Annotated in this window: 9 protein-coding genes; 6 read left to right on the top strand and 3 right to left on the bottom strand. The window is 35.9% G+C overall.

Features of this window, described 5'->3' with window-relative positions; genetic code table 11:
* Positions 1–37 precede the first annotated feature (37 nt).
* The 3 genes from EZ428_RS00740 to EZ428_RS00730 all read left to right on the top strand — a co-directional run bounded on the left by EZ428_RS00740 (position 38) and on the right by EZ428_RS00730 (position 3,530).
* Positions 38–1,342, top strand: coding sequence for an amidohydrolase (locus EZ428_RS00740; RefSeq protein WP_131551200.1), 1,305 nt, complete (start codon positions 38–40; stop codon positions 1,340–1,342).
* A gap of 58 nt (positions 1,343–1,400) precedes the next feature.
* A protein-coding gene (gene prfB, locus EZ428_RS00735; RefSeq protein WP_131551199.1) for a peptide chain release factor 2 occupies positions 1,401–2,478 on the top strand; the annotation gives its coding sequence in 2 pieces (ribosomal slippage) (positions 1,401–1,460 and positions 1,462–2,478; 1,077 coding nt in all).
* Positions 2,479–2,621: 143 nt separating this feature from the next.
* The gene (locus tag EZ428_RS00730; protein WP_131551198.1) at positions 2,622–3,530 is read left to right on the top strand and encodes an alpha/beta hydrolase; all 909 of its coding nucleotides are present in this window, start codon (positions 2,622–2,624) and stop codon (positions 3,528–3,530) included.
* A gap of 219 nt (positions 3,531–3,749) precedes the next feature.
* On the opposite strand, the gene EZ428_RS00725 is transcribed toward EZ428_RS00730, so the two are convergent.
* Positions 3,750–4,616 (bottom strand): transglutaminase-like domain-containing protein, encoded by an 867-nt coding sequence (locus EZ428_RS00725; protein WP_131551197.1) that lies wholly within the window; start codon positions 4,614–4,616, stop codon positions 3,750–3,752.
* A gap of 5 nt (positions 4,617–4,621) precedes the next feature.
* Here EZ428_RS00725 and EZ428_RS00720 point away from each other — a divergent pair, with 5 nt between their 5' ends.
* From EZ428_RS00720 to EZ428_RS00710, 3 genes are all read left to right on the top strand, one after another.
* Positions 4,622–5,443, top strand: a complete 822-nt coding sequence (locus tag EZ428_RS00720; RefSeq protein WP_225870965.1) for an O-methyltransferase — start codon at positions 4,622–4,624, stop codon at positions 5,441–5,443.
* 163 nt (positions 5,444–5,606) lie between these two features.
* Positions 5,607–5,969: a BlaI/MecI/CopY family transcriptional regulator gene (locus EZ428_RS00715; protein WP_131551196.1), complete on the top strand. Its 363-nt coding sequence runs from the start codon at positions 5,607–5,609 to the stop codon at positions 5,967–5,969.
* A 2-nt stretch (positions 5,970–5,971) separates the two neighbouring features.
* Positions 5,972–8,455, top strand: coding sequence for a M56 family metallopeptidase (locus tag EZ428_RS00710; RefSeq protein WP_165501683.1), 2,484 nt, complete (start codon positions 5,972–5,974; stop codon positions 8,453–8,455).
* A 61-nt stretch (positions 8,456–8,516) separates the two neighbouring features.
* Here the strand turns inward: EZ428_RS00710 and EZ428_RS00705 are convergent, their stop codons facing one another.
* The gene (locus EZ428_RS00705; protein WP_131551194.1) at positions 8,517–10,691 is read right to left on the bottom strand and encodes a penicillin acylase family protein; all 2,175 of its coding nucleotides are present in this window, start codon (positions 10,689–10,691) and stop codon (positions 8,517–8,519) included.
* 189 nt (positions 10,692–10,880) lie between these two features.
* Positions 10,881–12,011, bottom strand: coding sequence for a BamA/TamA family outer membrane protein (locus EZ428_RS00700; RefSeq protein WP_131551193.1), 1,131 nt, complete (start codon positions 12,009–12,011; stop codon positions 10,881–10,883).
* Between the last annotated feature and the right edge of the window lie 493 nt (positions 12,012–12,504).

Here is a 12,504-nt window from a genome sequence, read left to right as displayed (position 1 = left end):
GGCTTTTATTTATCTTGCCTTAATAATCCCAATTTTTATGAAAACGTCTCTTCTTTTAGCTTTCTTAGCTTCTCCATTATTACTGAGCGCTCAAAATAATCCTCAGAAAGCGGAGGTAAGTAAACGTGCTGATGCTCTAACTGAAAAAGTAATCAATTGGCGAAGAGATTTTCACGAACATCCAGAATTAGGAAATAACGAAGTACGCACAGCGGAAATTATAGCTAAACATTTAAAAAGCCTAGGAATAGAAGTTAAAACAGGAGTTGCTAAAACAGGAGTGGTAGGCGTTTTAGTTGGTAGCAAACCTGGCCCAGTTGTAGCTTTAAGAGCAGATATGGATGCCTTGCCAGTAACAGAAAGGCAGCCATTGCCTTTTGCCTCTAAAGTTAAAACAACATACAACGGACAAGAAGTGGGTGTAATGCATGCCTGTGGTCATGATAGTCACATAGCGATTTTAATTGGGGTAGCCGAGGTATTGGCAGGAATGAAAAAAGACATTGCAGGAACTGTTAAGTTCATTTTTCAACCTGCAGAAGAAGGGGCGCCATTTGGCGAAGAAGGTGGGGCAGAGTTAATGGTTAAAGAAGGTGTTTTACAAAACCCCAAAGTAGATGTTGTTTTTGGTCTGCATATCAATTCTCAAACGCCTGTTGGTCAAATTACATACCGGCCGGGTGGTACAATGGCAGCTGTTAACGATATGAAGATTACAGTTACAGGTAAACAGGCACATGGGGCTTATCCTTGGAGCAGTGTAGATCCAATTGTGGTTTCGGCACAAATCATAAATAGTCTGCAAACTATTGTAAGCAGAAACTTAAATGTTACTGAAAACCCTGGGGTTGTAACCATTGGTTCTATACAAGGTGGGGTTCGGTCTAATATTATTCCTGAGAAGGTGGAAATGCTAGGTACAGTTAGAAACTTTACACCCGAGGATGAAAAAATGTTCATCGAACGCATTAAAATGATTGCTGTAAAAACAGGTGAGGCAGCAGGGGCAAAAGTCGAAGTACTTATTCCTTACAGTGCACATTATCCTGTAACGTTTAATGACATTGCCTTAACCGAAAAGATGCTGCCAAGTTTACAATCTACAGCCGGTGCTGCCAATGTAAAATTAAAAGCTCCCGTTACTGGTGCCGAAGATTTCTCCTTTTATCAAGAAAAAGTACCTGGTTTGTTTTTCTTCTTGGGCGGAATGCCAAAAGACCAAGATCCTTTAAAAGCACCATCGCATCATACACCAGATTTCTTTTTAGATGAAAGTGGATTTACATTAGGGGTAAAAGCCTTATGTAATTTGACACTAGATTATATGTCAATGAAGAAATAGTAAGTATGACGCAAAATGCCTATCGCCATGCTCAAAACCATTTTATATATTTGCCATTATGACTAAAGAACAAGTACAGGATTTAAGGGACAGGGTAACGTCGCTGAGGAGGTATCTTTGACGTTGAAGAGAAACTAGAAGATATTCGTATTGAGCAAGAACTTACCTTGCAACCAAATTTTTGGGACGATCCCAAAAAAGCAGAAAAACATATTGCAGCAATTAATGCTAAAAAAATATGGACAGATGGCTGGCAAAAAGCCAATGCCGCTGTAGAAGATGCTGAAGTGCTATTTGACTTTTTCCAGAATGGCGATGCCACAGAGCAAGAATTACAAGAACAATTTGATTTAAGTTTAAAGGAAGTTGAAGACTTGGAGCTGAAAAATATGCTCAAAACCAAGCAAGACTCTTTAAATGCTGTAGTTCAAATTACTGCTGGTGCAGGCGGAACAGAAAGCTGCGATTGGGCTTACATGTTAATGCGGATGTACTTGATGTGGGCAGAGAAAAATGGCTACAAAGTAACAGAACAAGATTATAACGAGGGCGAGGTTGCAGGCATTAAGTCGGTAACGATAGAAATTGCTGGCGAGTTTGCTTATGGCTACCTCAAAGGAGAAAATGGGGTACATCGTTTGGTAAGGATTTCGCCCTTCGATTCTAATGCTCGTAGACACACTTCTTTTGCATCAGTGTATGTTTATCCATTAGTTGATGATACCATTAATATAGACATTAACCCTGCAGATGTGGAGTTTGAAACTTTTAGAGCAGGCGGTGCAGGTGGACAAAACGTAAACAAAGTGGAAACGGCTGTTCGTTTATACCACAAACCTTCTGGTATTATTATTAAAAACCAAGAATCAAGGTCGCAGTTGCAGAATAAGGAAAATGCATTACGCTTACTGAAATCTCAACTTTACGAAATAGAACAGCGCAAACGCGATGAAGAAACAGCATTGATTGAAGGCTCTAAAAAGAAAATTGAATGGGGTTCGCAAATTAGAAGTTACGTGTTAGATGATAGAAGAGTAAAAGACCATAGGACTAATTTTCAAACTTCAAATCCACAAGCAGTTTTAGATGGAGATATTAATGATTTCTTGAAAGCCTATTTGATGGAGTTTAGTTAGATATGAGTATTGAGATGTGAGCCAAAGGCATCCCTTTGGGAAGATTTGAGAAGGTATTAATTAAACAATATAGCAATTCAACAATCATCGAATTCAGCAATAACATTAATTTTTAATACATTTAAACTGTAATAAATTATTCAATGAAACGATTATCCATTTTTGTATTTTTTCTTTTTGTAGTGATGGAAGTAAATGCTCAACAAGTTATTCCGCTTTATAAAGGAGCAATTCCTGGTGCAAAAACACCACCTTCAGATTATGTTGAAGCTACTGTTAACGGAACTGATGGTGTTGCAAGGGTTAGCAAAGTGGTAACGCCAACTTTAACAGCTTATTTGCCTGCCAAACCAAATGGAACGACCGTTATTATTTGTCCGGGGGGAGGTTATTCCATTTTAGCTTTTGATAAGGAAGGTACACTAGTGGCAAAAAGATTTAGCGATTTAGGTATAACTGCTTTCGTTTTAAAATATCGCTTACCAAGTGATGCCATTATGGAAGATAAATCGATGGGTCCTTTGCAAGATGCACTACAAGCTATTTATTTAATCCGTAAAAACGCCAATGTTTGGAATGTTGACCCTGCTAAAATTGGCATTATGGGCTTTTCAGCAGGTGGTCATGTTGCATCGAGTTTAAGCGTTCATTATAACGACGTTAAAGTGCAAAATCAAGAGGGGGTTAGCTTAAGACCAGATTTTTCAGTCTTAATTTATCCAGTAATTAATTTCGGATCTTACACTCATGCAGGCTCGGTTAAGAACTTATTAGGTGAAAATCCTACTGATGCGCAAAGAAGGTATTTTTCAGGAGAATTACATATTAATGCACAAACACCACCCGCATTTTTGGTGCATGCAAACAACGATGGAGCAGTACCCGTTAAAAATAGCTTGGAGTATGATGCAAACTTGGCAAAGAATAAGGTTGCCGCCGAAATGCACATTTACCAAGGTGGTGGTCACGGTTTTGGAATGTACAATAAAACCACAAAAGACGATTGGTTTGAAAGTTTAAAAAACTGGATGACCGCTAATAAGTGGCTGTGAAAGATTGGTTTAACCATATAGGAACATAGTATATAGAAAACCAGAAGCCTAATGGCTGGTGTTCCCACCTACCATCTCATTTTCCAAACCTCAATTAGAACAAAAACTTTTTATGATTGTCATCCTGAGCTTGTCGAAGGACAATCATAAAAGATAGGCAGTAAAGCAGAACTAACATTATTGCCTATCGGCTGGTGTCTCCACCTGCCGAAATCTAATTTATAGGTCGTTCTCCGCTAAAATCTCTTGCAACTGTTTTAATTCTTCTACCTTTTCTGCAGCCCCTAAATTTTCATAAGCAGAGATTAAATTGCGAATAATACGACGAATAATTTCTGTGTTACTACAAGGTGAATAAAAGCCTGGCTGCGGCTCTAGATTTAGTTGGCGCAAAAACTGATCTACATCATGCTTGCCGAAAATGGCGCCTTTATTAAAAGCATTGATGTAAAATAGAACCCCGTATTCTTTTTCAGCATTACTCTCGTCTATGTAACCTAAAATAAAATGCTGTGGTAAATTAACGCCATAAACAGGAATATCAAGTTTTTGGGCAAGCGTAGCATAAATAATGGCCAATGAAATTTGATTTCCTTTTTTGCTGTCTAAAACCTGATTTAAGTAAGAGTTTTGCGGGTCATGGTGGTTTTTTGTATTACCGATGAAGCCATATTGATTATAAAAAACGTGGTTAATGAGTTTAATCTTCTCTATGGAACTCATTTCATGCTGCATCCCAATCCAAATTTCACGTTTAATCTCTTCAATTTGATTAATGATGGCTTGTTCATCTAAATCTGGATATTGGTAGCGATTGATAACTAAAGCGCCTTGTAGAAGGTCAAACGCACCGCTTTGGTACCACAAGTTTAAATCTTCCTTAATATTATTAAATTGAATGGTATGAACGATATTTTCTATACGCTCTTGCAATAAAGTATCCAAAGATTGTTCCCAGGTACTTTCTAGATAAACGATAGCCTCATTACCGTATTCTAGCAGGCGCTGTTGCACATGCTGATAGATTTCTTCATCAGGATCGTCTAATAATTTGACTAAGGCACTAATTTCTGCAAGATTTTCCATTAAAAATGCAAATTACAATTTTCAGTTTAGCTATTTTTGCGGCTATGGTATTTCAATTTGCTATCGATTATCTAAAGCATCGCCTCACTGCAAACAGCAGGCACGGAACGCATTCGCCGTTTGTATATAAGTTAACTGATGAGGTAATTTACGATTTTTCTAATAAAAAAGTATATGATGACATTGAGGCACAGCGAAAAAAACTTTTAAATGACCATAAGTTAATTACTGTTACCGATTTAGGTGCTGGTTCTCACTTAAATAAGAATCGAACAAAAAAGGTAAGTCAGATTGCAAAAAATGCTTTAAAAGCGCCTCGTTTAGCACAGCTGATTTATCGTTTAGCAGCAAATCAACATCCTTCAAATATGATTGAGCTGGGAACTTGTTTGGGAATTACAAGTGCGTATTTAGCCAAAGCCCAGTCTACAGCCAAAGTATTAACCATTGAAGGTTGCCCAGAAACCGCTGCAGTTGCTAGTCAAAATTTTACTGATTTAAGCTTAATAAATATCGACTTGCAGATTGGAAATTTTAATGATTTATTACCAGAAGCAATAACAAATTCGGAAAAACTCGATTTTGTTTATGTAGATGGAAACCATACCAAAGCAGCAACATTAAATTATTTCAATTGGTGTTTACCAAAAATCCACGAGAACTCATTATTAATATTTGATGATATTTATTGGAGTGAAGGAATGAAAGAAGCTTGGGAAGAAATCAAAAACCATCCAGAGGTTACGATAACTATAGATTTATTTTGGATTGGATTAGTTTATTTCAAAAAAGGACAGGCTAAAGAGCATTTTAAGATTAAGTTTTAGATTCGTTTTTCGTCAATCGTCTTATCGAAACTCAATATGTCTAGACTGCTTTTGTAAAATTATTAAGCTTATAATCAGTCTGTTATAAATTACTAACTGCTTTTTCAATTACATAACTTAAAAATCAGTTGTAAAACTGAATGTTTAGTTATATCTTTATTTTATGGAAGAATTAACTAAGGCCGAAGAGCGCATCATGCAAGTTTTGTGGAAACTGCAAAATGCATTTGTTAAAGATATCATAGATGAATTAGAGGAAGAACCCAAACCTCCATATAACACCATCTCCTCAATTGTTAGGCTTTTAGAAAAAAAAGGTTATGTGAGCTATAAAGCTTATGGCAAAACCTATGAGTATTTTCCAGCCATTACAAAAGAAGATTATACCAAAACTACCTTCTCTAAATTATTTGCTGGTTATTTCGATAATTCGCCTAGTAGCTTATTATCATTCATGGTAAAAGAAGAAAAGTTAAGCGAAAAGGATATAGAAGAGTTAAAGGCATTAATCAATAAAAAATCCTGATGATGGAACCATTGTATTACTTCTTAAAAGTTAGTGCATGCACAATGCTTTTCTTTACATTTTATTTAATCGTGTTAAGAAGATTAACCTTCTTTAAGATCAATCGTTTTTACCTGTTATTTACATTGATGATTAGTTTCATCATTCCCACTTTACATTTCACAGTTGAAAGAGAGGTCGTACAAGCTGAAGTAGTAAATACCCCAGAAATTAGTCCGGTTGCTACAATTACAGAGCAGACCTTTGAAGCGCCAATTCAAAATCAGTTAACCGTACCCTTAGAACAAGCTTTTGATTATTATTCGCTATTACCTTATCTATACTTTTTGATAGTTTTAGGTTTGTTATTTGTTGCCACCTGGCGATTGTTTCAGTTGGTTAAGCACACTAAAAACAGCGTTGAAAAAATCAACGGTTTAAAAATTGTTTCGAAGGCAAAAGGCTTTACCAACTGCTCATTTTTCAACTATGTTTTTATAGATGAAGAGAATTTGACAGAAACTGAGCTTAGCATCCTGCTTAAGCACGAGGAGGTACATGCCAAACAGTTCCATTCTATTGACAAAATCATTTTGATGATTTTAAAAGCAGTTTTATGGTTTAATCCTGTAGTTTACCTGTATGACAAGGCTTTGGAACAAGCCCATGAATTTGAGGCTGACGAAACAACATCTCAAAACTTTGGAACACCTGAATATGCTGGTCTATTATTAAGATTGGCCATTAGCAAAAGCGAAATGCCACTAGTACACAATTTTGTGAAAAGTCCAATTAAGGAAAGGATAAAAATGTTGTTTAATTCAAAATCGAAGAATATGAAAAAATTAATGTATTTGTTGGCATTACCTATCGGATTAGGTTTGTTATGGGGTTTTACAGTTGATGTTATTGATGTTTTGGCTTCGGCCAAAAATGAAGAAAAAGTATTTACGCTAGTGTTGGATGCGGGTCATGGTGGTAAAAATAAAGGGGCCGAAGTAAAAGGCTATACGGAAAAAGATATTACACTAACAATGTCTAATAAAATCAAAGCTCTTGCCGAAGCTAGTGGAATTAGAGTAGTAACTACTAGACCTAGTGATGAAAATGTAAGTATAAACGACAGGACAAAAGCTGAAGGCACTATACTTCTTTCGCTACACTTAAATTCATCACTTAAAGCGACAGCGAATGGAATTGAGATGATAACATCGGGAAGCTATAATAACGATTTAAAGCTCCCAAAATCAAACAGTATTACCTATTATTTATACAAGGAGTTAAAAAATATAACAGGGATTAAAGTCAATAACAAGCCAAAACTTAGTAATATTCTATTGCTTAATCAATCGCCAATTCCAGGTATCCTATTAGAGATGGGTTATTTAACTAATAAAAGTGATTTTGATTTTATTACTAACGAAAAAAAGCAAGATGAACTGGCAAAATTAATCGTAGCAGGTATTTTGGTTTACAAAGAAAAACTACCAGCCTCGGAAGAGATGCGAGCTAAATTTAAAAAATCATATGAAGAGTTTAATGTTAAATATACAGCCTGGAAAAATTCTGAGTTATATAAAAAGTTAACGGATGAATCTAAAAGCTTTAAGTCGCAAACGTTAATAGGAACTGTTAATTCCTTGAATTATGTAAAAATTGGTGGTTTGCCAACCTTAGATGGGTTTATTTTAAAATCCAACAATAAATTATACCGTATTTACATAGGTAGGGATGAAGCAAAGGCTCTTTTATTTAAAGCTGGCGACGAAGTAAGTTTGTATGCGCCAAAAACGGAAGTTTGGTTTGATTCTGAATACCCAGCAATTAAACCAAAAAAGGTAACTGTTTTAAAAAGTGTTGGTGTTGCTCCTGCAAAGTTAGAATCTAAACCAAAACTAATATCCTCGGCAACCATGAATGTCGACACAAAAAATAACATCACTTACATAAAAAAGGGCATTATGGAGATTGGAGATGTTAAGTTAGAGGCAGAAGATATAACTTGGGATACGAATAATGGAATAATTACAGCTAAAATTGCAACTATTCAATTCAAAAATGGAGACAAAGTTGTTTCTAAATCTATCATATATGATGTAAAAAAAGGAACTTATAAAGCGCTTGCTGCATCTGGAAATATTGCAGCAAAGGCAACAATACCTTCACTATACGTTGTAAATAAATCTCCAGAAATTGAAAATCCAACTATTTCTGCTGCCTACCAACTAGTTAAAAGATTAAAAACTAATAATGATTCTTTAAAAATGAATCTTATGCTGGATAAAATATTACTAATAAGTGGTAAAGTAAATTTAAACGTAGATGGTTATGCTTTAACAGGAAGGGTAATGCAAGTTGAAAAGGACTCTAATCTTATTACAGCTCATATGGCAACTTTTACAGATAAAAATGGCCATAAAGTAAATGGAGATGTAATAGAATTTGATTTGATTTCTAAGAATTATAAAGTTGCACAACCAGTTGGCGCAGCTTATATGAAATACTAATTCTTTTCAATTACTAAACTTTGCAAAGCCCTCCCTTCTGGGGAGGGTTGGGAGAGGCTGCTTATTGCCCTGGCTGATAATTTCTCTCCACGTGTTTCAAGACATCTTCTTTATAAAACAACACATCTTTAAACTCACCTTTGGTGTACATTAACGCTTGGTCTGTAAAATGTTTGGAGTTAGGGTCGCCACTATTTCCGCCAGCTAAAATAGATTTAGCCTTTATCCTTTTGCCAAATTCAACCACACAAACAAAGCTATTGCCGCTATAGCCATAACGTTTATTGGTTTTAAAAGGATTGCTGATATAAGAACCTAATTGGCCCCACATTGCCGAGCCAAATCCAACTGGCAGACTAGGTAAGTTATCATCATATTTCTCCTTAATAGCTCCAGTTAAACGTTGAAATCTATTCAACTCTCCCCAAGCAATTTGCCATTTGCCGAAACGTTTGTTTAAATCTGCCATGGTGGCTTTTAAAGGATCTAATAAATCATTTGGCCTGGCACTTTTAGCAAACTCTGTTGTTGCCTCTACCTGGTCTTTATCACCTGGGTTGATATACACCTTACGAATAGCAGAATTTAATCTTGGTGCCCACTCCATCGCCAAAGTTGTAGCTTCAGAATTTTCAGCAGATCTATAATCCCAGTTTTTAAGTATAGCTATAGGAGCTTTTAATTCTTCAATTAATGGATCACTTTGTGGCAATTGATTATAAGCTTTTAATAAAGCTGGAATTAGAACTTCAAAACCAGGCATATAACTATCGTAGCCGGTTTCAATAACCTTTTCCATAGTATATTTAATAGGTCTACTTAATAATTTAACTGCTGCAACTCCCCTAAAGTTCTCGCCATCTGGCGCCATATAACTTGGGTAATTTGTTTTTATCGGACTATTTTTTCCTGCTGAACTAAAGGGAGTAGAATTACAGTTTTGCAGCCAGCCATTTGCGGGATTATAAACGTGAACCATATCTTTCACATTGTGCATGCCTTTCCAAGCAGTGGCTGATGTAGAACCATCTACAACCTCACTCCAGTTATATTTTGTATCTCTTATTGGAATAAAATTGCCGTGCCAAAAGGCGATGTTCCCTTGTGCATCTGCATAAACTGTATTGTTGGAAGCATTCGCCTTTAAATCCATTGCTTTTTGATATTCCTCAAAATTTTTAGCCTTGGTGCGTACCCAACTTTGAACCAAACTTTGTGCATTTCTATTCTTAGCTTTTAAACTGATCCATTTACCATCTCTTATCGCCATAACAGGGCCATTATTGGTAAAGTAGGTAGTAAAGGTTTTGGTTTTTAGGGATGTTCCATCTAAGTAGCTAATGTTTATCTTTTTCTGCGTTACAGGAAATTTCTTTTTATCGTATTGGTAAAATAGACCTTTATCAGTTTTAATAATTTTCTCAGCATAGATATCTGCTATGTCAACATTGTTTGAGGTGTGCATCCAGCCTAGATGTTCATTAAAACCTTGATAAATAAAAAATTGCCCCCAGGTTACTGCACCATAGGCATTTAAGCCTTCTTCGCTTTGCATTTGCACTTCTGGCCTAAAGTAAAACGTAGTATGCGGATTGATGTATAAAATGGAATTGCCAGACGCTGTCATGCTAGGGGCAAAAGCAAAACCATTTGATCCACTATGTTGCTCTTTAATTACAGGTATGTAAGCTGTTGGCGAATGATTACCGGTGTAAAATTTCTTTAGCTCCTCAATGGTTAAGTCAGCGGTATTAATAGCGCCAATACTTCCATCTGTCCACATTAAAGGAAACCAAGGTTTAAACCTAATTAGTAATGCAGGTTTAACTTTTGCATTTTTATATAAGTAATAATTTATGCCAGCTGCATAGGCATCAAGCAATTTTTTAAAGGAAGGTTGTGCCTTGGCGTAATCGGCTTTTGCTTCTGTACTATCAAATAACAATCGAATTTGAAGGTCGTTAAATACTGCAGATTCCCCATTAATTTCAGCCAGTCGGCCTAGTTTTTCAATGTAGTTTAATTCTACACGTTTAAAATCATCTTCACATTGTGCATATAACAAACCAAAAACTGCATCAGCATCGGTTTTGCCATAAACGTGTGCAATTCCCCATTTGTCTCTTATAATATTTACCTTTTTAGCTTGCGCTTGGTAAGCTGCAATTTCTGCTGGCGTAAATTTTTGGGCAAAAAGTTGGAGCGGTAATAAGAGTAAAAGGAATAAATTTTTCATAATGAACCATTTGAGCATAGCTGGTTTTAGCCAAATGCGGATAAGGCTAAATTGTGAAAATTTTCTAAGAGATAAAGAATTTAAATGAAAGCCACTAATTTGAGTTTTGTCATCCTGACGAAGGAAGGATCTAAAAGATGAATTCACAAATAGAGATTCTTCGCAGGCTCAGAATGACAAATTTTACATTTAAAACGCCTCCGCCAAACTAATATACATTCCACTTTGGCGTTTTTCGTCAGCTTTTTTCTCCCCTACACCATAATCTAAACGAACACTTAAGCCTTTGGCGGTATCAAAGAAATACCTTCCGCCAAAACCATAATCCGGTTTTAAATCGTGTAAGGAGAAATTGCCGTTGGCGAATACTTTTCCTCCGCCTGCAAAGGCAACAATGCCAAATCTGTTCATGAAGCGATAACGCAGTTCTGCTTGGGCAGCCAATAAATTCTCATCGCGGTAGCGACCAGTATAATAACCACGCATCATTTCGTCGTTACCCAATTGTGGTAACAAATAGAAAGGCGTTTTATCTCCCTGCACCGTATGATATAGACCTTGCACACCCAAAACTACTTTTGGTGCCAAAGACCAAAAATTACGCACATTGACTTTTACCTGACTGCCAGTAAAATTACTGCCGCCATAAATGTCTGGTGCGTATTGATAAGTTACTCTTCCAAAAAAGCCTTTTGTTGGATAATTGTTAGAGTTTCTAGTATCATAGCTTTGAGACACTCCTAAATATAATACTGAGCCACCAGCTCTATCATATAAAATAGGAGAGGTACTATAAATTCCACCTGCAACTTTATCTGTGAAATTATAATCTTCAAATCCTATAGAAAGTCCAGTGTAAGCATTTTTAATAAATGTCTTCTCCGCATCAAGCTGGATTTTCATCAACTGTTGTACTAACCTATCTTCATCTTTTTGATTAGTATTATTTCCTAAGCCATAAAAGTTAAATGGAGTTTTTCTGAATTTAAGTTCTCCAATAAAATGATATTTATTGCCTGGTGTCCAAGCATCACCTTTTAAAGTTAGGTTGTATGTTTTTTTGGTAGAGTAAGATGCTGTTCCAGAAAAGTTAGAACTACGGTTAGTTGTATCTTTTCTATCCATATAAAATGAATAAAGTGCACCTAAACCAAACTCAAAGCCAGTTTCTTGTGCATAGCCCAATACTGGAATTGGCATAAAGCTGGCCTTGCGGGTAGTGTCTTTTTCATTAGACAATAACTTTTGAATTAGTTTTTTTTGCGCCAAAAGCGGATTAACCAAAATAGTTAACAACAAAAGGATTAAGAATTTTTTCATCGCCACAAAGTAAAGGAATTATTGCTTAAATGTTTAATTATTGAAAGAGCTTGCTTTTAGGCTCACATCACAAACCTGTTAAAGGGATTAAAATTGGCTTGATAGGTATAATTCAGATTAAGGCTCATTGCAGTCATAGTCTGTCTTACCTTAGTTGTCATTGCACCTTAGTCGTATGTTACCCTTAGCAAGACCGCATCAAGTCCGCATCGGCTGTGCTCTTGAGGCGGATTGATTATGGTTTAGACTCGGACTCAATAAGACTATAATACGAATGAAATAAGTATGGGGACTAAGGGAAGACTAAGAGATAGTTAGCTAATCTATTTTTAAGGATGGTTTTGTACTTAGGTATTTAACTAATTCAGTTAGCAGTTTATGATTACCGTTTTTTCCATAGAGATGCCAATGGCACAGTTTAACTGCGCAAGTGAACAATAATACTAATGAACCAATGAACTTTTGGAGTTAACCTAAAAACTGTACTTTTGCA

Origin of the sequence: Pedobacter frigiditerrae (assembly GCF_004331645.1) — a bacterium.
Lineage (GTDB): Bacteria > Bacteroidota > Bacteroidia > Sphingobacteriales > Sphingobacteriaceae > Pedobacter > Pedobacter frigiditerrae.
This window is presented reverse-complemented; position numbering and strand designations above follow the sequence as displayed.

Excerpts from the sequence above, each read along its gene's own strand:
- EZ428_RS00715 (WP_131551196.1), top strand. The coding sequence starts at position 5,607 with ATGGAAGAATTAACTAAGGCCGAAGAGCGCATCATGCAAGTTTTGTGG.
- EZ428_RS00705 (WP_131551194.1), bottom strand. The coding sequence starts at position 10,691 with ATGAAAAATTTATTCCTTTTACTCTTATTACCGCTCCAACTTTTTGCC.
- EZ428_RS00710 (WP_165501683.1), top strand. The coding sequence starts at position 5,972 with ATGGAACCATTGTATTACTTCTTAAAAGTTAGTGCATGCACAATGCTT.
- EZ428_RS00725 (WP_131551197.1), bottom strand. The coding sequence starts at position 4,616 with ATGGAAAATCTTGCAGAAATTAGTGCCTTAGTCAAATTATTAGACGAT.
- EZ428_RS00740 (WP_131551200.1), top strand. The coding sequence starts at position 38 with ATGAAAACGTCTCTTCTTTTAGCTTTCTTAGCTTCTCCATTATTACTG.
- EZ428_RS00700 (WP_131551193.1), bottom strand. The coding sequence starts at position 12,011 with ATGAAAAAATTCTTAATCCTTTTGTTGTTAACTATTTTGGTTAATCCG.
- EZ428_RS00730 (WP_131551198.1), top strand. The coding sequence starts at position 2,622 with ATGAAACGATTATCCATTTTTGTATTTTTTCTTTTTGTAGTGATGGAA.
- EZ428_RS00720 (WP_225870965.1), top strand. The coding sequence starts at position 4,622 with ATGCAAATTACAATTTTCAGTTTAGCTATTTTTGCGGCTATGGTATTT.